The sequence below is a fragment of the Paenibacillus lentus genome (genome assembly GCF_003931855.1).
Taxonomy (GTDB): Bacteria; Bacillota; Bacilli; order Paenibacillales; family Paenibacillaceae; genus Fontibacillus; species Fontibacillus lentus.
Map to the genome: position 1 here is coordinate 1,705,361 of NZ_CP034248.1, position 23,518 is coordinate 1,728,878.

Consider the following 23,518-nt stretch of genomic DNA (forward strand, 5'->3'; position numbering starts at 1 on the left):
CTTACGAATGCGACAGCGTTTTTTAGTAGTCAAGGTATGACTCATGACTGGGAATTACTAGAAAACGGGGGGCTAGCCTATCTATAAAGAATTTCAAAACAGGGAGGGTGTCGATGTGAGAGAGAATACCAACGAGCAATATGGACTAACGCAAGCTCAGCGCCGAATATGGCTCATGGAAATTATGAACCCGGGAACGTCTATCACGATGCTATCTGCGACCTACCGGATTACGGGTGAGATCGACACACAGCTTCTGGAGCAAGCGGTGGCAGAGATCGTCAAAACTTATGACGCTTTTCGAATCCGTATTAGCGGGGATATGCAAAATCCAACACAGTGGTTCGAAGAGCCGGAGAAGGTCCAAGCTAGAATAAGCCACCTCGAAATAGGCACAACCGAGGAATTCTATGCTTGGGTGAAAGAAGTAAGCGAAAAACCGGTCAGTGTGTTCGACGAACACCTCCACCAATTTACGATGATCCATTTTGCGAATGGTCAAGTATGGCTCAATTTGATGATAAATCATATTATCGCCGACGGCTTGTCCGTCAATGCTTTACTGCATGCGGTGATGGAAAAATACCTGGAACTGCGCAAAGGCATTTCCAGCAGTTATGAGGCCCCTTTCTATCTGGATTATATTTTCGCGGAGTGTGAATATGAGCAATCGGAGCGTTATCAGAAAGGTAAGGAATACTGGCTGAAGAAGTACAATACTTTGCCTGAAACGACTGGGATTAAATCGGTTCCGCCACACTCGATCGGTAGCGAATCCGATAAACTGGCCATCACTTTGGATGGTTCCCGGTATGAACGCATTCTGGCCTTCAGCGAACAATATCAGGTCAGCTTATATACGTTATTTCTGTCGGCTATGTACGTCTTATTGTACAAGCTGACTGACAGCACCGATGTTCCGGTCGGCACGGTTTTCGCCAATCGCACCAGCAAGAAGGAAAAAGAAACGATCGGCATGTTCGTCAGCACCGTAGCTACGCGGATTCGTCTAAATCCAGATGAGAACGTTCTTTCTTTGCTCCAAACGGTTTCCAGAGAAAATATGGCGGATTTGCGGTATCAGAAATACCCTTATAACCAATTGATCCAGGACTTACGCGAACAACACGGCCGCAACGATCTTTCGGGTCTATTCCGCACGTCTTTGGAATATTTGCCTTTGAAAATTGAGGAGTATGAGGAAATCAAGGTACGCCTTGAGGCTCATTTCGCTAGGCACGAGATGGACGATTTGCTGCTGCGCTTTGACCATATGCTGAATGAAGAACATGTCATTCTTCATGCTTCCTATCGTATGGATCTGTTCGAGCCGGCTGAGATTGAGCGAATAATGGATCAGTATGTAACCGTGCTGGACCAGTTTCTTCAGGATCCTGAACTTTCCGTACGCGAGATTTCTCTGCTGAGCGATGAGGAGAGGCAGCGCATTCTTAACGTCTTTAACCCGCCGTTGGCAGAGCTGTGCGAGGGAGAAACGTTTCATCGGTATGTTGAAAAGTTTGCAAGAGAAATTCCTGATCATCCGGCAGTTGTCTATATGGACAAACAGTTGACCTACGGCGAATTGAATGAACGCGCCGAACGGCTGGCTTCTCTCCTTCGTGAACAGGGCGTGGGAAGGGAGACGATCACAGGGATCTGGGCGGAGCGTTCGGTGGAACTGCTGGTCGGGGTGCTCGCTGTTTGGAAAGCCGGTGGAGCCTATGTGCCACTGGACCCCGAATATCCTGCGGAGCGGATTGAGTACATGCTCAGCGATAGCGAAGCAGCGGTGCTGCTTACGCAGCGTCATCTGTTAGAGCGGGCCGAAGGCTGGTTGGCTGATGACGGGCTGAAGCTTCAAGCTGTCTATGCCATGGACGATGAACAAATTTATAACAGGGATACTTCAGCTGTAGAATTTGAATCTGCCGATAGCGCCCCGCAAGACTTGGCTTATGTGATCTACACCTCGGGAACGACGGGACGCCCGAAAGGCGTCATGATTGAGCACGGTAGTCTTGTGAATACGGCGGAGGCGTACCGTCGTGAGTACCGATTGGATCAGTTCCCGGTGCGACTGCTACAGCTGGCCAGTTTCTCGTTTGACGTGTTCGTCGGAGACATTGCGCGGACGCTGTATAACGGAGGTACGATGGTGATTGTGCCGAAGGATGACCGGATTGATCCGAATCGCTTATACGGCTGGATTCGGGACCAAAACATTACGGTATTCGAATCGACGCCTGCGCTCATCCTGCCGTTCATGCAGCATATTTATGAAGAAGGGCTGGACGTCAGCTCCATGCAGTTGCTGATAACCAGCTCGGATGCATGCAGTGTCAGCGATTACCGATTGCTGCAGGAAAGGTTTGGCGGACAATTCCGTATTATTAACAGTTATGGCGTTACCGAAGCGGCCATTGACAGCAGCTTTTACGATGAGCCGCTGGACAAGCTGCCGCCGTCGGGTCATGTGCCGATCGGAAAAGCTTGGCTGAACGCCCGGTTCTACATTGTCGATGCCGCGCTAAAGCCGGTTCCTGTAGGGGTTCCGGGCGAGCTTGTCATCGGCGGCGCCGGGGTGGCGCGCGGGTACTGGAACCGTCCGGACCTAACCGCCGAGAAGTTTACGGATAGCCCGTTTGTGCCGGGCGAACGTCTGTATCGGACAGGCGATTTGGCCCGCTGGCTGGAAGACGGCAACGTCGACTTCATCGGCCGAATCGACTATCAGGTGAAAATTCGGGGCTACAGGATCGAACCTGGCGAAATTGAAACGGCCCTGCTGCGTTACCCGGGCGTCAAGCAGGCTGTGGTGACCGACCGTACGGATGAGCAGGGGCAAAAGTATTTGTGCGGCTACGTGGCGGCGGATGCTTCCTTGCAATTGAGCGATCTGCTGTTCCAATTGAAGCAAGAGCTGCCGGCCCATATGGTCCCGGCCCGGCTGGTGTCTCTTGATAAGCTTCCGCTCACGCCGAACGGTAAAATTGACCGTAAAGCGCTGCCTGAACCGACCGGAGAGGTAGAAGCGGGCCGTGAGTATGTGGCTCCTCGCACAACGCTGGAAACAAGACTTGCTCTCATATGGCAGCAGGTGCTCGGTATTACGCGAGTTGGAGTCCAGGACGATTTCTTTGACCTGGGTGGTCATTCCTTGCGGGCCTCTACGCTGATTTCCAAGATTCGGAAGGAGTTGCAAGTCGAGGTTCCGCTGCGGGAAGTTTTTCGCTACACGACGATCGAACAGTTGGCCCAAAGAATCAGCGGCTTAAAGCAGCAGGAGACGTATGAGATTACAAAGGCTGCAGAGGCTGAGTACTATCCAGTTTCATCCGAGCAAAAGCGTCTGTACGTCCTTTGCCAGCTTGATGGGGCCGAGCGCAGTTACAATATGTCGGCGGCGCTTCTTCTTGAAGGAAAGCTGGATCACACGAGAGTCGAACACGCATTCCGGGCGCTGATTCAGCGCCATGAGACGCTGCGTACCGGGATTGAGCAGGTTCAAGGTGAGCTTGTCCAGCGCATCTATGACGAGGTGCAGTTTGCTGTCGATTATTTTCAGGCGAGCGAGCATGAATGGGATCAAGTGGTGGAAGCTTACTATCGCCCGTTTGATCTGACCAAGCCACCGCTTCTCCGCATCGGCCTGATCGAAGTCACCGAGGATCGCCACATTCTGCTGTTCGATATGCACCATATCGTCTCGGACGGCATTTCGACAGCGCTGCTCTTCGACGAGTTTAGCCGCCTGTATCGGGGCGAGGAGCTGGCTCCGCTGCGTATTCAATACAAGGATTATGCCGTTTGGCAGCATTCCGAAGCCTACGAGCAGATGCTCCATCCGCAGAAGGAGTACTGGCTGAAACAGCTGTCGGGCGAGCTGCCGATCTTGGAGCTGCCGACGGACTTCCCACGGCCTGCGGTACAAAGCTTTGACGGCCGGACCGTGAAGTTTTATATCGGGAAAGAGCGGACGGAGAAGCTGAAAGAGCTGGCGGCACGGACGGGAACGACCCTGTACATGGTGCTGCTGTCGGCTTACTCCATCCTTATGCATAAATATTCGGGTCAGGAAGATCTGATTGTCGGAACGCCGATTGCTGCAAGAACGCAGGAGGAAATGCAGCCGATCGTGGGGATGTTTGTCAACACGCTGGCCATTCGCAGCCGTCCGGAGCGTTCCAAGCCGTACCTTTCGTACCTGCAAGAAATCAAGGACATCACGCTCGGGGCTTTCGAACACCCCAATTATTTGTTCGAAGACTTGGTGGAAAGTCTTCACATTCCGCGCGCGAGCGGCCGGAATCCGCTCTTCGATACATTCTTCTCCCTGCAAAATACGGAGAACGAGCAAATTGTTATCGAGGGGCTGGAGCAATCGTTTTATCCACTGGAAAACCGAACATCCAAGTTCGAGCTGCTCCTGGACATTTCGGAGTTGGACGGTCAGCTCGAATGCCGGTTGGAATACGCTACGGCTTTGTATAAACAGGAGACCGCGGAGCGCTTGGCCAGACATTATGACAAGTTGCTCGAAACCATCGCAGCAGCGCCGGACGGGGATATTGCCTCGCTGGAAATGCTTACGGAGGAGGAAGTTTGCGAGCTGGTGCGTGCTTTCAATGATTCGGAGGCCGACTATCCGCGGCAGCAGACGATTCACGGCCTGTTCGAAGAGCAGGCGGCGCTTCACCCAGACAGCGTGGTCGCCGTTATGAATGAGCGGCAATTGACCTACCGCGAGCTGAACGAGCGATCCAACCGCCTTGCGCGGAAGCTTCGGGAGGCGGGAGTAGAAGCGGACCAGCTAGTAGCGATTCTGGCCGAGCGCTCGCTCGATATGGTCGTCGGCATTCTGGCGATTCTCAAAGCGGGCGGAGCCTACGTGCCTGTCGATCCCGAGTACCCGGAGGAGCGTATCCGCTTCATGATCGAGGATTCGGGTGCGCCGTTATTGCTGATTCAAAGGCATCTGCACGAGAAGACCGACTTCGCAGGAACGCGCCTCGAATTGGACGACTTCGTGTGGGGCGATAGAGGGGCGGACTCCCAAGATACGCTGGAGGCTTCGAACCTGGAGCCGATTTCCGGGCCCGGCAACCTGGCCTATGTCATCTACACGTCGGGAACGACCGGTAGACCGAAAGGCACGCTGATCGAGCATAAGAACGTCGTGCGCCTCTTGTTCAACGACAAGAACCTGTTTGACTTCGGACCGTCCGACACGTGGACGCTGTTCCACTCGTTCTGCTTCGATTTCTCCGTCTGGGAAATGTACGGAGCGCTGCTCAATGGAGGCAAGCTGGTCATCGTACCGCCGCTTACGGCGAAGAACCCGGCCGATTTTCTGACGCTGCTGGGCCGCGAGCAGGTCACGATTTTGAACCAGACGCCAACGTACTTCTACCAGCTGCTGCGTGAGATCTTGGCGGACCATCCGTACGATCTGCGGATTCGCAACATCATCTTTGGGGGCGAAGCGCTCAGTCCCCTGCTGCTGGGGGGCTTCAAGACGAAGTACCCGGAGACGAAGCTGATCAATATGTATGGGATTACCGAGACGACGGTTCACGTTACGTATAAGGATATTACATGGGCCGAGATTGAGGCAGCAAAGAGCAATATCGGCAAGCCGATCCCGACGCTGAGCGTGTACATTCTTGATGAAAAACGCCGCCCTGTACCGATCGGCGTAGTGGGCGAAATGTACGTGGCCGGGGAAGGCCTGGCGAGAGGATACCTGAACCGTCCGGATCTGACGGCGGAGAAGTTCGTCGATTCCCCGTTTGTGGAGGGGGAGAAGCTGTATCGCTCGGGCGATTTGGCGGCCTGGCTGCCAGACGGCAACATCGAATACCTGGGTCGGATCGACCATCAGGTCAAAATCCGCGGGTACCGGATCGAGCTGGACGAAATCGAGACGCAGCTACTGAACGTCCGGGGCGTGGAAGAAGCGGTGGTGCTCGCCCGTCAGGACGGCGGGGGCGAGAAGGCGCTTGTCGCCTACTTTGTGGCGGATCGGACGCTGACGGTCAGCGAAATGAGAACCTCGCTGGCCCAGAGAATGCCGGGGTACATGATCCCGTCGTACTTCGTGCAGCTGGAGCGCATGCCGCTGACGTCCAACGGCAAAGTTGACCGCAAAGCGCTGCCGGAGCCGCAAGGAGGACTGCGAACAGGTGTCGAGTACGTAGCGCCGCGTAACCGGACGGAGTCCCAGCTTGTGGAAATCTGGGAGGAAGTGCTGGGCTACTCTGGCATTGGAGTCCTGGACAATTTCTTCGAGCTCGGAGGCCACTCCTTGCGGGCGACGAACCTTGTCAGCAAAATTCAGAAGGAAATGAACGTTGAACTTCCGCTGCGCGATGTTTTCCGTTATACGACGGTAGAGACGATGGCCGGGGCTATTGCCAGCTTGGAAGAAATGCGGCACAGCTCGATTCCGAAAGTGGAAGAGAAAGTATATTACCCGGTTTCCTCCGCGCAAAAAAGGTTGTACGTCCTGCACCAGCTGGATAGCCTGGAGCTGAATTACAACCTCCCAAGCGCCTTGCAATTGGAAGGGGCTTTGAACGAGGCCAAAGTGGAAAAGGCGCTGACTATTCTGGTGAACCGGCACGATATGCTGCGCACCGGTTTTGAAATCGTAGATGGGGAGCCGGTTCAGCGTATTTATCCGCGTGTAGCTTTCAAGGTCGAGAAGCTTCAAGCAAGTGAAGATCAGGTTGCGACCATTCTTGAAGGCTTCATTCAGCCTTTTGACTTGGCCCAGCCGCCTTTGCTGCGCGCCCTGCTGATCGAACTGGAGAAAGAAAAGTTCCTGCTCGCGCTGGATATTCACCATATTGCTTCCGATGGCCTTTCCATGGATGTGCTGCTGCGCGAATTCGTGCGGCTGTACAATGGGGAACAATTGCCGGAGCTGCGGATTCAATACAAGGATTACGCTGTTTGGCAGCAATCCGAGGAGCAGCGACAGCGCATCAAACGGCAGGAGGAATACTGGCGCGGGGTATTCAGCTCCGAGCTTCCGGTTCTTGAGCTGCCTCTCGACTTCTCACGTCCGGCCGTCCAGCAGTTTGATGGTCAAACCCTCACGTTTACGCTGGATGCGGAGAAAAGCGAAGCTCTCAAACGGCTTGCCGGCGATTCGGGGGCGACGCTGTATATGCTTCTGCTGGCTGCGTACTCCGTATTGCTTCAAAAATACGCGGGACAGGAAGATATCGTGGTCGGCACTCCAATTGCCGCCCGTTCTCACGCTGATCTGCAGCCGATCATCGGCATGTTCGTTAATACGCTGGCCCTTCGCTTGAGTCCGGCGACGGAGCGAACGTTCCTGGATTACTTGCAGGAAGTGAAGGAAACGACGCTTGGAGCCTATGAGCACCAGGACTATCCGTTCGAGGAGCTGGTGGAAGCTCTTCAGGTGAGACGGGATTTAAGCCGGAATCCGCTGTTTGACACCATGTTTTCTTTGCAAAAGCACGAAAGTCTGGATTTAACCCTGGAAGGCTTGCAATGGTCGCTACTGGACATCGAGGAAAAGACGGCAAAGTTTGATCTTAGCTTAGATATCGTGGAAGAAGGTAATGAGCTGGTTTGCAAGATCGAGTACGCTACCTCATTGTTTAGACAGGAAACGATGGAACGGCTGGCGGGTCATTACGAGCAGCTTTTGGCCTCGATCCTGGCTCAGCCGGGTGCGCGTATTGCGGATTTGGATATTTTGACGGACAGTGAAAAGCATGATTTGCTGGTCGGGTTTGACGTGTCCTCTTCGGCTCTTGCGAAGCAACCCGCCGCAGAGGGGATTGGCTTGGAAGCGGATGAGTCGTGGAGAGAGAGAACGTTCCACGAGCTGTTCGAGGAGCAGGCGGAGCGCACTCCTGGAGCACTGGCGGTTGTCTACGAAGGCAGCAAGCTGACGTATGCGGAGCTGAACGCCAAAGCGAATCGTCTGGCGTATGTACTGCGGGCTGGCGGGGTGAAACCGGAGCAGGTGGTCGGCATTTTGGCCGACCGTTCGGTGGAGCTGTTGATCGGGGTGCTTGCCGTATGGAAAGCGGGCGGTGCCTATGTGCCGCTCGACCCGGACTATCCAGCAGAACGGATCGAATATATGCTCGCGGACAGCGGGGCGTCAGTGCTGCTCACACAGACCCGCCTGCTGGAGCAGGCGGAGGCTTGGCGCCAGGGCGGCGCTCTAGCGCTGCAAACGGTGCTTGCGCTTGACGACGCAGCGACGTACAGCTTTGTAGCGGCGGGGGAGGCCGTGGGCGTACAAGCTTTGGGTGAAGCAGGCGCCGAGGTGGAGGCTTTGGCGCAAGCGGAAACGGAAACGGCTGCTGTCGAAACGTCCGCTACGGTAGAAGCCGAGAAGAACGTACAAGCGGTGGATCTAGCATCGAATCCGGCGAATGTGAATAAGCCCGGCGATTTGGCTTATGTCATCTACACCTCCGGTACGACGGGCCGTCCGAAGGGCGTGGCGGTGGAACACCGCAGCCTGGTGAACACGGCGGCAGGCTATCGGCGGGAATACCGGTTGGATCAGTTCCCGGTGCGGCTGCTGCAGCTCGCCAGCTTCTCATTCGACGTGTTCGTCGGCGATATTGCGCGGACGCTGTACAACGGCGGCACCATGATCATCGTGCCGAAGGACGACCGGATCGATCCAACCCGCCTCTACGGCTGGATTCGCGACTACGCCGTGACGGTGTTCGAATCGACTCCGGCGCTGATCGTACCGTTCATGGAGCATGTACATGCTGAAGACTTAGACCTCAGTTCGATGCAGCTGCTAATCACAAGCTCGGATGCGTGTAGTGTAGCGGATTACCGCACCTTGCAGGAGCGCTTCGGCTCGCAGTTCCGTGTTATTAACAGCTACGGCGTAACGGAAGCGGCGATTGATTCCAGTTTCTATGACGAGCCGCTGGAGAAGCTGCCGAAGACGGGCAGCGTACCGATCGGGAAAGCATGGCTGAACGCTAAGTTCTACATCGTAGATGCGAATCTGAAGCCGGTACCGATCGGAGTGCCTGGCGAGCTGGTTATCGGCGGAATAGGTGTGGCCCGCGGTTACCTGAACCGCCCGGATTTGACGGCGGAGAAATTCGTAGACAGCCCGTTCGCCGCTGGGGAACGGCTCTACCGGACGGGCGACCTGGCGCGCTGGATGCCGGACGGCAACGTGGACTTCATCGGCCGGATCGACAATCAGGTGAAAATTCACGGCTATCGGATCGAGCTTGGAGAAATTGAAGCGGCCATGCAGAATTTTGCCAGTGTGCGTCAAGCGCTTGTCATCGATCGGACGGACGAACGGGGGCAGAAGTATTTATGCGGGTATGCCGTAGCGGATTCCAGCTTCAGTCTGGAAGGGCTTGTGACCCATCTGGACGCCGCGCTGCCTTCCCATATGGTGCCTTCGCGCATTATGCGCCTGGATGAAATGCCGCTTACGCCGAACGGGAAGATCGACCGTAAAGCGCTGCCTGTGCCGGAAGGAAGCATTCATGCCGAGGCTGCATACACGGCGCCTCGTACTCCTGCCGAGCAAGCACTTGCGTCGGTCTGGCAGTCGGTGCTGGGTGTGGATCAGGTCGGCACGATGGACAATTTCTTCGCCCTCGGCGGTGATTCGATCAAGGCCTTGCAGGTATCGTCCCGTCTTTTGCAAACGGGGTACAAGCTGGTCATGAAGGATTTGTTCCATTATCCGACGATTTCCGCTCTTAGTTTGCGGCTGCAAACGGCGGAGAGAACGGCAAGTCAGGCCGAAGTGACGGGAGAGGTCATCTTGACACCGATTCAGCGCTGGTTTTTTGAACAAAATCCGGCCGACATGCATCACAGCAATCAGGCGTTTATGCAGTTCTCCAAGCAAGGCTTTGACGAAGAAGCTTTACGCCAAGCGGTGCGTCAGCTTGTCGTGCATCACGATGCTCTTCGTACGGTTTACCGCCAAACCGAGAACGGTTATATGGCCTGGAACCGTGGCGCCGGGGAGAACGAAGTGCTGTTCGATTTGGAAGTTGTCGATTTCAAGGGAGTCCATGACGTGAAAGAAGCGGTAGAGGCTAAGGCGAATGACATTCAAGCGAGCATCGATCTGGAAAACGGCCCGCTGGTGAAGCTCGGCCTGTTCCGCTGCGACGACGGCGACCATCTGCTCATCGCAATCCATCACTTGGTCGTAGACGGCGTATCCTGGCGGATTCTGCTTGAGGATTTTGCAACTGCCTATGAGCAAGCGCTGCAAGGTCAGCCGCTCCGTCTGCCGCTCAAAACGGATTCATTCCAAACTTGGGCGAATCAACTCGCTGATTATGCGAACGGCCCGGCGATGGAATGCGAAAGAGAGTACTGGCAGCATATCGAGCAATTGACCTATGAGCCGCTTCCGAAAGATTTTGAACAAGGTAGATCCAAGCTGAAGGACAGTGGGCTTGTGACCGTCCGCTGGACGGCAGAGGAAACGCAACAGCTACTGAAGCAGGCACACCGTGCTTACCATACAGAAATGAACGATTTGCTGCTTGCCGCGCTTGGCCTCGCGGTACAAGCTTGGAGCGGCCAGGAACGCGTGCTGGTGAATCTCGAAGGCCACGGCCGGGAAGATGTTTTGCCGGATGTGGACATTACGCGGACGGTAGGCTGGTTTACAAGCCAATTCCCTATCGTTCTGGAGCCGGGTCACGACCAGGCGCTCGGTCATCAGGTGAAACAGGTTAAAGAAAGCTTGCGTCGCATTCCGAACAAAGGAATCGGCTACGGCTTGCTGCGTTATTTGTCGGTGCCGCGTGACGGCGAGCGCTTCGCTTTGGAGCCGGAGATCAGCTTTAACTATTTGGGGCAGTTCGACCAGGATTACGAAGGCAGCGGCTCGCAGCCGTCTCCGTTGAGCCCGGGCTCCGATTCAAGCCCGAATGCAGTGATGGATTTTGCTCTCGATATTAACGGTATGGTGTCGGAAGGAGTGCTGGAACTTACGATCCGTTATGGGGAAACCCAGTATAAACGGGAAACGGTAGAGCGCCTGGGCACCCTGCTTCAATCGAGCTTGCGTGAAGTCATCAGCCATTGCGTATCGAAAGAGCAGCCGGAGCTTACGCCTAGTGACGTTCTCCTTCAAGATGTGACGGTGGAGGAACTGGAGCGGCTGACTGAACATACGGCGGCGCTCGGCGAACTGGAGAATGTGTACACCCTGACTCCACTGCAAAAAGGGATGTTGTTCCACAGCCTGCTGGATGCTGATTCGGAAGCTTACTTCGAACAGGTGACCTTCGATCTGTACGGAAGCCTGAATGTCGAGGCTTTCACCCAGGGATTGAATACGCTGGTACAGCGGAATGAGGCCTTGCGGACCAACTTTATTACGGGCTTGCGAGATGAGCCGATTCAAGTGGTATTCCGCGAGCGGAAGTGTGAAGTGTACTTCGAAGATATTCGCTCGGATAGCGATGAGGACCTGGAAAAGACGATAGCTGATTTTGTTAGTAGAGATAAAGCGAACAAGTTCGATTTGGCCCGAGGCTCTCTTATGCGCGTGACCGTTTTGCGCACGGGCGACGAGTCCTACCATGTGATCTGGAGTCACCATCACATTTTGATGGATGGCTGGTGCATGTCCTTCATGATCAAGGAAGTGTTCGACACCTACTTCGCGTTCCAGGAGAAGCGGACGCTGGAGCTTCCTCCAGTTACCTCGTACTCCCGGTATATCGAATGGCTGGAAGCTCAAGATTCCGCGAAAGCTTCGCATTACTGGTCGGAGTATTTGGCGGGTTACGATCAGCAGACCAAGCTGCCCCAGGAGAAAACGGGGCTTAGGCAGGGAGCTTTTGAAGCGGCTGAACTCGATGTGGAACTCAGCAGGGAACTGACCGGGCAAATCATGCGGGTGGCACGCCAGCAGCAGGTAACGCTCAATACGTTTATGCAGACCGTATGGGGATTAGTTCTGCAGGTCTACAACAACAGTGAGGATGTCGTATTCGGCTCCGTCGTATCCGGGCGTCCGGCAGAAATTCCGGGCATCGAAAGCATGATCGGCCTATTTATTAATACGATTCCGGTTCGTATTCAAGGCAAAGCCGAGGAGACGGTAGCCGATATCTTGAGAAAAACCCAGGATCAAGCGCTGGCATCGGGAGCTTACGAAACGTTCCCATTGTTCGAAATTCAGTCGCTGAGCGAGCAAAAGCGCGACTTGATCAACCATATCATGGTCTTTGAAAATTATCCGATGGAAGAACAGATTGAGCAGGTCGTCGGCGGAGACAAAGAGGCGCTGAAAATCGCTAATATCCAGTCGCCGGAGCAAACGAATTACGACCTGGATATTACCGTCATTCCGGAAGAGCATATTTTGCTGCGGTTTACGTACAATGCGCTGACGTTCAGAGAGGAAGACATCAGTCTGATCCACGGTCATTTCGCACGGGCACTGGAGCAGGTTGCGACTAACCCGAACATCCGCGTGAATGAGTTGGAGCTTTTGACGGCGGCGGAAAAAGAGCAAATTCTCAGCGCATTCAACCCGGCGCAGCCGGAAGCGGCTCCTGTGGCGGCGTTACACCGGCTGTTTGAGGAACAGGTGGAGCGCACGCCGAAAGAAGAGGCCGTCGTGTACGAGAACGACCGGCTGACGTATGCGGAGCTGAACGAGCGGGCGAATCGCTTGGCGGCTACGCTGCGCGCAAGCGGCATCGGCCGGGAGACGATCGTCGGCATTCTCGCCGAGCGTTCGGTGGACTTGCTGGTGGCCGTGCTGGCCGTCTGGAAAGCGGGCGGGGCCTATGTACCGCTCGATCCGGATTATCCGGTGGACCGCGTGCGGTTCATGCTCGAAGACAGCGGAGCGAAGCTGCTGCTGACGCAAACGGCGCTGCGAGAGCGTGCCGAAGCCTGGCTCGGCGAAGAGGAGCTGGCGCTGGCGGCGGTGCTGTACCTGGACGACGAAGCATCGTACAGCGACGAGCGGGGAAATGCGCCGATGGGCGCTGGAATGGTTTCGGGCTTTGTCTCCGAGATGGTCTCCGGCAAGCTGACGGGTGCTGTGACTGGCGGCGATGAAAGCTATCCGAATGTCGTTGGCATGGACAGCTTCCATGAAGCCCGTCCGGAGGATTTGGCATACGTGATCTATACGTCGGGAACGACAGGCAAGCCGAAAGGTGTGATGATCGAGCACCGCAGTCTGGTGAGCACGGCGGCGGGTTACCGCCGGGAATACCGGTTGGATCAGTTCCCGGTGCGGCTGCTGCAGCTCGCAAGCTTCTCGTTTGACGTGTTCGTGGGCGATATTGCGCGGACGCTGTACAACGGAGGTACGATGGTGATTGTGCCGAAGGACGATCGGATCGATCCGTCTCGTCTGTACTACTGGATCGAGCGGGAGCGGGTTACGATCTTCGAATCGACGCCGGCGCTGATCATGCCGTTCATGGAGTACGTGCATGAGCAGGGGCTGGATATGAGCTGGATGGAGCTGTTAATCACGAGCTCGGACAGCTGTAGCGTAGCCGATTACCGAACCTTGCAGGAACGCTTTGGCTCGTTGTTCCGGATCATCAACGCCTACGGTGTGACGGAAGCGGCGATCGACTCCAGCTTCTACGATGAGGAGCTGACGAAGCTGCCGCAGACAGGCAATGTGCCGATCGGCAAAGCGTGGCTGAATGCGAAATTCTACATCGTGGACGCGCATCTGAACCTGGTGCCGGTTGGGGTGCTGGGCGAGCTGGTTATCGGCGGAGTTGGAGTGGCGCGCGGGTACTTGAACCGTCCGGAGCTGACGGAAGAGAAGTTCGTAGACAGCCCGTTCGCCGCGGGCGAGCGACTGTACCGCACGGGAGACTTGGCGCGATGGATGGAGGACGGGAACGTGGACTTTATCGGCCGGATCGACAACCAGGCGAAAATCCGGGGCTACCGGATTGAGACGGGCGAAGTCGAAGCGCAGCTGCTGAGTGTAGGTGGCGTGAAGGAAGTGGTCGTCGTCGTCAGGGAAGATCAAGAAGGTCAGAAAGTTTTGTGTGCTTATTATACAGCGGAAGAAGGCTTGACTGCGGCCGGCCTGAAGCGGGCGATTGCCAGCGAGCTACCGGGTTATATGATCCCGTCGTACTTCGTGGAGCTGGAGCGCCTGCCTCTGACGCCGAACGGAAAAATCGACCGGAAGGCGCTGCCGGCGCCGGAAGGGGGAGCAGGCGCAGGCCGCGAATACGTGGCGCCGCGCACCGAACTGGAGGCGAAGCTGGCTGCCATTTGGCAGGATGTGCTTGTTCGGGAGCAGGCGGTGGGCGTAACAGACAACTTCTTCGACCTCGGTGGACACTCTCTGCGGGCGACGACGCTTGTCAGCAAAATGCATAAGGAGCTAGGCGCCCAATTCCCACTCCGCGATGTATTCCGCTACTCGACGGTTGAAGAAATGGCCGCGGCTATGGAGCGGCTGGAGTTCGGCTCGTTCACAGCTATTCCGGCTGCGGAACCTAGCGAGTATTATCCACTCTCTTCCGCTCAGAAACGTCTCTATATCTTGAACCAGCTGGAAGGAGCTGAGCTGAGCTATAACATACCAGGAGCTATGCTGCTCGAAGGGGAGCTGGGCCGGCAGCGGTTTGAAGAAGCGTTCCGCAAGCTCGTAGCACGTCACGAAACACTGCGTACCGGCTTTGAGATGGTAAAAGGCGAAGCGGTTCAGCGGATTTACGAAGAAGTCGCCTTCCAGGTGGAATATGTGCAGATCAGCGAGGAGCAGGCGGAAGAAACGGTGCGCCAATTCGTTCGTCCGTTTGATCTAGCGAAGCCGCCGCTTCTGCGGGTAGGCCTGGCCGAACTGGCGCCGGACCGGCACATTCTGATGTTCGATACGCATCATATCGTATCGGACGGCGTTTCGATCGATGTACTGATCGAAGAGTTCGTCCACTTGTACAGCGGGGAGCAGTTAGAGCCGCTCCGCATCCAGTACAAAGATTATGCGGTATGGCAGCAATCGGACGAGCAGAAAGCTCAGCTTGCCAAGCAGGAAGGCTACTGGCTCGACATGTTCCGCGGAGAGCTGCCGGTTTTGGAGTTGCCGACGGACTATCCGCGCCCGGCTATGCAGAGCTACGAGGGTCGCACGCTGCAATTGTTTATGCATAGCAAGAAAAGCGAGGGTCTGAAACGGCTTGCAGTCGAGAACGGCGCAACGCTTTACATGGTTCTGCTTGCTGGTTATACAATCTTATTGCATAAGTACACAGGGCAAGAAGACGTGGTGGTCGGTACACCGATTGCGGGTAGAAATCACAGCGATGTTCAGCCGTTGATCGGGATGTTCGTCAATACCTTGGCCATACGCAGTTATCCGGCTGCTGGTAAGACGTTCCTTGACTACTTGAAGGAGATCAAGGAGACGACGCTGGGCGCTTTTGAACATCAGAATTATCCGTTTGAGGAACTGGTGGATAAGGTGAACGTAGCTCGCGATTTAAGCCGCAATCCGCTGTTCGATACGATGTTTGCTTTGCAGAATACAGAGAATTTGGAAATCCAGCTTCCCGGACTCCATTTGTCGACGTATGCGAGCGAAGAAATTGTTTCTAAATTCGATCTCAGCTTGGACGTCACGGAGACCGAGGAAGGCTTGGAATATCTGTTTGAATATGCCACAGCTCTTTATAAAACCGAAACGGTAGAGAAATTGGCCGCTCACTATCTGCAGCTGCTTGAATCCATTCTCAATAACCCCTCGGCGACTATTGCTGAGCTGAACTTGCTGACGGCAGAGGAAAAAGAGCGAATTCTCGGCGCGTTTAACCCGGTAGAGCCGGAAGCGGCTCCTGCAGCCGCGTTCCATCGGCTGTTTGAGGAACAGGTGGAGCGAACGCCGGAAGCGGAGGCCGTCGTGTACGAGAACGACCGGCTGACGTATGAGGAGCTGAATGAGCGGGCGAATCGCTTGGCGGCCACGCTGCGCGCAAGCGGCATCGGCCGGGAGACGATCGTCGGTATTCTCGCCGAGCGTTCGTTGGACTTGCTGGTGGCCGTGCTGGCCGTCTGGAAAGCGGGCGGAGCCTATGTGCCGCTCGATCCGGACTATCCGGTGGATCGTGTGCGGTTCATGCTCGAAGACAGCGGAGCGAAGGTACTGCTGACGCAAACGGCGCTGCGAGCGCGCGCTGAAGCCTGGCTCGGCGAGGAGGAGCTGGCGCTGGCATCGGTGCTGTACCTCGACGACGAAGTGTCGTACAGCGACGAGCGGGGAAATGCACCGATGGGCGCTGGAATGGTTTCGGGCTTTGTCTCCGAGATGGTCTCCGGCAAGCTGACGGGTACTGTGGACGACAGCGATGAGAGCTATCAGAATGTCGTTGGCATGGACAGCTTCCATGAAGCCCGTCCGGAGGATTTGGCGTACGTGATCTATACGTCGGGAACGACAGGCAAGCCGAAGGGCGTGATGATCGAGCACCGCAGTCTGGTGAGCACGGCGGCGGGTTACCGCCGGGAATATCGGTTGGATCAGTTCCCGGTGCGGCTACTGCAGCTCGCCAGCTTCTCGTTCGACGTGTTCGTGGGAGATATTGCACGGACGCTGTACAACGGAGGCACAATGGTGATTGTGCCGAAGGACGATCGGATCGATCCGTCTCGTCTGTACGACTGGATCGAGCGGGAGCGGATTACCATTTTTGAATCGACGCCAGCACTCATCGTGCCGTTTATGGAATACGTGCACGAGCAGGGGCTGGATATGAGCTGGATGGAGCTGCTCATCACGAGCTCGGACAGCTGCAGCGTGGCGGATTACCGAACCTTGCAGGAACGCTTCGGTTCGTTGTTCCGAATCATTAACGCCTACGGCGTGACGGAAGCGGCGATTGACTCCAGCTTCTATGATGAGGAGCTGACGAAGCTGCCGCAGACAGGCCATGTGCCGATCGGCAAAGCGTGGCTGAACGCGAAATTCTACATCGTGGACGCGCATCTGAACCCGGTGCCGGTCGGGGTGCTGGGCGAGCTGGTTATCGGCGGAGTCGGGGTGGCGCGCGGGTACTTGAACCGTCCGGAGCTGACGGAAGAGAAGTTCGTAGACAGTCCGTTCGCTGCGGGCGAGCGACTGTACCGCACGGGAGACTTGGCGCGGTGGATGGAGGACGGCAACGTGGACTTTATCGGCCGGATCGACAACCAGGCGAAAATCCGGGGCTACCGGATTGAGATGGGGGAGATCGAGTCGCAGCTGCTACGGGTGGAAGGCCTGCGTGAAGCGGTGGTACTGGTTCGAAGTGATGCGAACGGTCAGAAAGCGCTGTGCGCGTATTACACAACGGATGGCGAACTGACGGCGGCGAACCTGAAACGGGCGATTGCCAGCGAGTTACCGGGTTACATGATCCCGTCGTACTTCGTGGAGCTGGAGCGCCTGCCTCTGACGCCAAACGGGAAAATCGACCGAAAGGCGCTGCCGGCGCCGGAAGGGGGAGCAGTCAGCGAATACGTGGCGCCGCGCACCGAACTGGAGGCGAAGCTGGTCGCCATCTGGCAGGACGTGCTCGGGTCGGTCACGATTGGCGTGACGGACAACTTCTTCGACCTCGGCGGGCACTCCCTGCGGGCGACGACGCTAGTCAGCAAGGTACACAAGGAGCTGAGTGTGGATCTGCCGCTGCGCGATGTGTTCCGGTACTCGACCATCGAAGCGATGGCCGAAGCGATCAGCCAATTGGATCGGCAAGAACATCTCTCCATTCCGGTTCTCGATAAGAGGGATTACTATCCGCTTTCCTCCGTGCAAAAACGGCTTTACATTCAGCAGCAGATGGAAGGCGCAGAGCTTAGCTACAACATGTCCGGCATGACGGTTCTCGTCGGGCACTTGGAACGGAATCAACTCGAGGCCGCGCTCAAAGGATTGATCGCTCGACACGAAATTTTGCGAACCGGCTTCGAAATGGTCGACGGCGAACCGGTACAACGGATTTATCCAGACTTGGAGTTTGCCGTCGAGTATACGAAAGCGACGGAAAGTGAAACGAAGAGTATCGTAGACGGTTTTGTGCGCGTCTTTGATTTGGAGCGGCCGCCGCTGCTGCGTGTGGGCTTAGTCGAATGGGAAGCGGAACGGCATCTGCTCATGCTGGACATTCATCATATCGTCACGGATGGCATGTCGATGGGCATCTTCGTCGAAGAGCTGCTGCGCCTGTATAACGGCGAGACTCTGGAACCGCTTCGGATTCAATACAAGGAATTCGCCGCTTGGCAGCAGTCTGGATCTGTAAAAGAGCGGCTGAAACATCAGGAAGCCTACTGGCTGGACATGCTAGAGGGCGAACTGCCGACGCTGGAACTGCCTACGGACTTTGTCAGACCTGCCGCTCGCAGTTTTGAGGGAGATGTGCTGACTTTCAGTATCGACAAGCAGATGGAAGGCAGCTTGCAGCGCATCGCCGATGAGAACGGTGCTACCCTTTATATGGTATTACTCGCGGCCTATTCAATTCTGCTCAGCAAGTACTCGGGACAAGAGGACTTCATTGTAGGCACGCCGGTTTCGGGCCGCACACATGCCGACCTGGAGCCGCTCATCGGAATGTTCGTCAATACGTTGGCGATTCGCCATTATCCGTCCGGGGAGAAGACGTTCCTCGCTTACTTGAACGAAGTCAAAGAAACGATGCTGGGGGCCTACGACCACCAGGATTATCCGTTCGAGGAGCTTGTGAAAAAGCTGCAGGCGCCGCGAGATCAAAGCCGCAATCCTGTATTCGATGTCATGTTTGCTCTGGAAACGAAGGAAGATAACGTTCAAAGCTTTGGGGATATCAAGATCGAATCTTATCCGGAAACTCATGCGGTTTCCCAATTTGATCTGACCTTGGTCATTTCGCTCTTGGATGAGGGAATGAATGGACAGTTTGAATATGCCACGAAGTTGTTCACACGCAATCTGATCGACAATTTCGCTCAGGACCTGCTTGGGATCATCACCCAAATTTGCGAACAGCCTTCGGTGCTGCTAAAGGATATTTCACTGAACGGGGAATCCGAACAGGAACAAGATGAGCTAGGGGCCATTGATATTATTTTTTAATCCCTTACCCGGCTTGGGTGTATGCCGTATTTCTCTCGGTACGCATCCTGCCGGGTGTTTATATTAATGAAAGGGAAAACTAAGTCAAGTGTAGTATAGCGCTTAGAAAAATATAAATCAGCCCATCACCTAAATTGGAAGCTTCTTATTTCCAATTTTACATGCAATGAGCTATTTATGTTCAGTGTAAGGTAGTGTAAGATACGGGTCGTTTATAAGACATCCTTCACAGATTTATTTACAAGATGATTCGCTGTAAGCCTTGATTTTATACATCAAAAGGACTTAATTCTCTTAGGTCACAGCCACTCATCCTAATTAGAGCGTCTCAACTAATTTCTGAATCTTGGAGTGGGAAATTAAATATATAGGACCCATTATTTCTATATTGCCGTCCTTTACACGTATAGCGCTCTCCTGTTCTGCCGCATAAACATCAATTTCTTCAGACAAGGGGAACAGGTAGCCTTGAACAAACGTGGCGTAGTTGCGTTTAGCATGAGATTCATAGGCAAAATGATCAGTGCCAATACCATCATAAATAGTACTTGTTTCAACTTTATAGCCACTGTTTATCGAGCTTAACCATTTTGCAGCCATGTTTAACGCACCGGCACTGGCACCCATTATAACGGCATTGCTGTTTTTAATAACATCCGATAATTCATATTCCGCCAAAAAATCGTTCAGCAAAACAGGATCTCCACCGCATAAAAAAATGACAGAAGCGCTTTGAATTAATCGCCGGGCATCTACCTTCTGCATGCGGTAATCAACGAAATGATATTCATTAAAAATAATGTTAGCCTGATTCAACCATGTCCATTCAGACATATCATCAAAGTTAATTTTCTCACCTGTATAATCAGACGGATTACCGCTAATCATAACAAGCGATTTTTTGACTTGTATATCCTCATGCAACAATTTGATCAGCTTCTTTGGAAAAAAATCATTAAACCAACTGAAATAGTAGTGTGTACTCAAACTTAATTACCTCTATATGTACTATTTACATTCATCCATTCTTAACAATAAAACATATTACACACGCTAGAAAGATGAACGGTTCTTCAGCCATTTCGTTTACACACCCTTGTACATGTTTTATAAATCCGCTCCATATTACCGTAAAATGGAATACGGGTATTTGTAAAAGGAAATTTTAGTCATCTCAAAACTTAAAAGATGGAATTACATATAAAGACGAAAGCAAATCTGATCGTAAAGAAACAAGATATAGCGAAACTAGACTGGGGGGATACACTAATTTTTTAGGAAATATTTTTTGTTACTTTATTTAAATAAAGTTATTTATGGCATTATATTTAAATTATATTCTGTATATATTATACTATCAATAGATATGAGACTTGGGATTAATGCCCTTTAGTCCATATACTATAGATTTTGGAGGGTTGAAATAATGAAGAAAGGATTATTCTTACTCTCAGCAATTGTACTGTTATCCGTTGTTATTCCAACAGCAAGTGCAGAAGAAGCAGAACCAACTATTAAAAAATATCTGTTAGAAACAAAGGATGATCTAAGTTACTATGCACCGCTGTCATTGAACGGGGACACAATTAACTTATATCCCGAAACAAAATTGACAAAAAATCAGGCCATTAAGAAATTCAGCAAAGCTTATAAATTCATTGAAGATGATCTAACTGACCGTGGAGTTGCAGTGGATTTTGATAGTGGGGAATTCCAGGATTTGGTGAAAACATATTTTCTCATTGAACTAGACGATAAAATACTCGAAAAAGAAATCCATGATTTCGCTGCATTTATGGATTTTTACGAAAACAAAGCGATAAATGATAAAATAGTTAGTACAATTTCTAATTCAGTTTCTAGTAGAAGTGTAGCCACCGAGGATGTAATTGCTGATATTAGTGCTTTACTTCCTTCCAGCACTTCATCTACTCTCGAGGTTGAACCATCTAACGGTCAACAACCTGAGATTACACCATTTTTTTATGAATCAAACTACGCAGCGACATATGCAAAAAATTGGTGGAATAAAACTAATAACACACTATATCCTTATTACGCAGAATATTATGGCCAATCAACTACCAATAATAATATAAATGACCTTCCATCGGGATCGACCGGACAATCGAACCCTAGAAGAGCGTGGAATGATTGTACTAACTTTGTCTCTCAAGCCCTCCAAAATGGTGGACTCGCTACTATTAAAAAAGGGATTTTAAATCCTGCTGGTGACTCCGATAATTGGTATTATAGTGATTCGAAACCATCGCACACTTGGGGAGGAGCACATAATTTCTACCAACATTTCAGTAAGAGAGCAGGAGTAGCCTCTACAAGTAGTGTATTAGGTATTGGTGATGCAGTATCGATCGACTTCACAGGTGATGGTAGTATTGATCATACAGTTATCATTACAAAAACCACCGGAACAGCTACTAACCAGCAGTATGTAACCTACCACACATACGATACAAACCAAACAAAGACGCTAAGTGATTTTTATACAGGCTCTGCTAAAGTTTATGGGTACGAAATTGATAAAATTCAGTAGCCTTGATTAGTTCCAGAAATGTTTAAAACTGAATTAATTTTAGGATGAACAGTAACCACCCTGTCCTTATGCGGGGTGGTTACTGTATCTTTACGAATTGAGGTAGAAAGTTATGAAACGATCGAAATTTATTATCTTGTTAGTCACAATATCACTATTTTCTATCGTGATTTTGACTTTAATTAACTCTCCCTCTGTTATGGGTATAATCAAATTGCAGTTATCTAATAAGGATATTGTGGAAATAGCAGCCTCCTCGACCTCACATTCATATATGAGTAAATCGACCCATAGCGATCGGGTTATCACCGATTTAATGGGAAATAAAGGATTTAAGCTCATGGATAAACAAGGATCATCTTATTTTTTTGAGAATAAGGACGGGAGGGTTATAGTTTCTAAAAAAAATTACGCCAAAAAGTATACCATATGGAAAATAGAACCACATAAATGATGAAAAAATGGTGAACCGAAACGTAAGATAATTGAACCTTTAGAAGGGAGCCCGGAGGAATATATTCGGGCTCCTTTTAATTTGTTATGTTAGCAGTTCTATTAGACATTTAATTTTCATTTACTAATTCAGATTGGAATACTTCTCTTTTAGAAGGTAGGACCGAGACTGACATAAGAATTAGTGATATGACTAACATAAGTAATACGACGGTTATAATTACCGTTTGAATCATATCTACTTCAGCCACTAATCCCATTAAAATAGTTATTATTATAACGAATATAGATTGAATTAGACCATATACACTTCCTACTCTCCCCATAATATTAACTGGAATGTTGCTTTGGAAAAAAGTAAGATACCCCGTATTTGCATAGGCATTAAAAAACGAAAGAATGAAAAATCCAGCTGCTGCCATGGTAAAAGTATCTGAAAATGCATAAATACTATATCCAACGGATACAAAAACCGTACCCAAACCAATTAACAAAGAAGTACTTATTTTTTGTACAATCACAGAGTTAATTAAGGCTCCTACTATTGTTCCTGCTCCTGCAATAGTGACTAGAAAACTATAATCGCTATCTGATAAACGCAGGACTTGCTTAGAGAAAGCAGCTTCTAATGAGTCTACTCCGCTAGCTAAAAAACTATTGTGATAAAAGTAAATAAAAAGTATATCAGCATAATATATTTATTTTTTCTACTAAAGTCACCTACAGCGTGCCAATCTAGTGTTATTTTTCTTAATGTGAGCTTATCATCCTCTGTTGTAAGGATTTCATGTTTCTCGACATCGGGCATTAACAATGTGATTAGGCCAGATATAAATAATCCGATGGCATTAACGTAAATAGCCATAGTTGGGGAACCAATTATAAATAATATACCAGCTATTGCTGGACCCATTAAAAAGCACTTGAAGATACTAAACTATGTAGGGAGTTGAACCTTTTTCTTTGATCAAATGGTATTAATTTTGTTATGTATGTCATAGAGGTCGGTGCGAAAATAGAGTTTCCCATACTAATAATAAAAATCCAGATATAAATCCATAATACAGAGTCTAGTAATGGCAATATTGCAATTAATGAAGCACGAGATATATCTAACAATACCATCATCTTTCTTTTATTAATTCGATCAATAACACTTCCTGCCCAAAAATTCGTCACAAGTGTCGCAAGCGCCTTATTACATATAACATAGATACAGCAAATGCTGACCCTGTCATGTCAAGAATGATTAAATTAAATGCTATAAAATAAATCCACTCACCGAGATTAGACACACCAATGCCAAAAAGTAATATAGACGGATATTTCCATTTACTCAAGGTTTCCTTCATTTACTTTCACCCCTTCAAAATATAGAAACCCTCCTGTTAACGGAGGTAACC

The 23,518-nt window shown here is 51.8% G+C and carries 3 protein-coding genes and 1 pseudogene; 2 read left to right on the forward strand and 2 right to left on the reverse strand.

Annotated features, from left to right (window positions below):
- The first annotated feature begins 115 nt into the window (after window positions 1-115).
- Entirely contained in the window at window positions 116-19,108 is an 18,993-nt protein-coding gene (locus tag EIM92_RS07605) for a non-ribosomal peptide synthetase (RefSeq protein WP_125082147.1), read from the forward strand.
- A 318-nt stretch (window positions 19,109-19,426) separates the two neighbouring features.
- Here EIM92_RS07605 and EIM92_RS07610 read toward each other — a convergent pair whose 3' ends face one another.
- The gene (locus EIM92_RS07610; RefSeq protein ID WP_125082148.1) at window positions 19,427-20,095 is read right to left on the reverse strand and encodes a Type 1 glutamine amidotransferase-like domain-containing protein; all 669 of its coding nucleotides are present in this window, start codon (window positions 20,093-20,095) and stop codon (window positions 19,427-19,429) included.
- 439 nt (window positions 20,096-20,534) lie between these two features.
- On the opposite strand from EIM92_RS07610, the gene EIM92_RS07615 reads away from it, so the two are divergent.
- The gene (locus EIM92_RS07615) at window positions 20,535-21,662 is read left to right on the forward strand and encodes an amidase domain-containing protein (RefSeq protein WP_125082149.1); all 1,128 of its coding nucleotides are present in this window, start codon (window positions 20,535-20,537) and stop codon (window positions 21,660-21,662) included.
- A 563-nt stretch (window positions 21,663-22,225) separates the two neighbouring features.
- On the opposite strand, the pseudogene EIM92_RS07620 reads toward EIM92_RS07615, so the two are convergent.
- Window positions 22,226-23,467, reverse strand: a pseudogene (locus EIM92_RS07620) (MFS transporter).
- Between the last annotated feature and the right edge of the window lie 51 nt (window positions 23,468-23,518).

Bases quoted from the DNA above. Each gene is read 5' to 3' on its own strand.
- EIM92_RS07615 (WP_125082149.1), top strand. From the start codon at position 20,535: ATGAAGAAAGGATTATTCTTACTCTCAGCAATTGTACTGTTATCCGTT.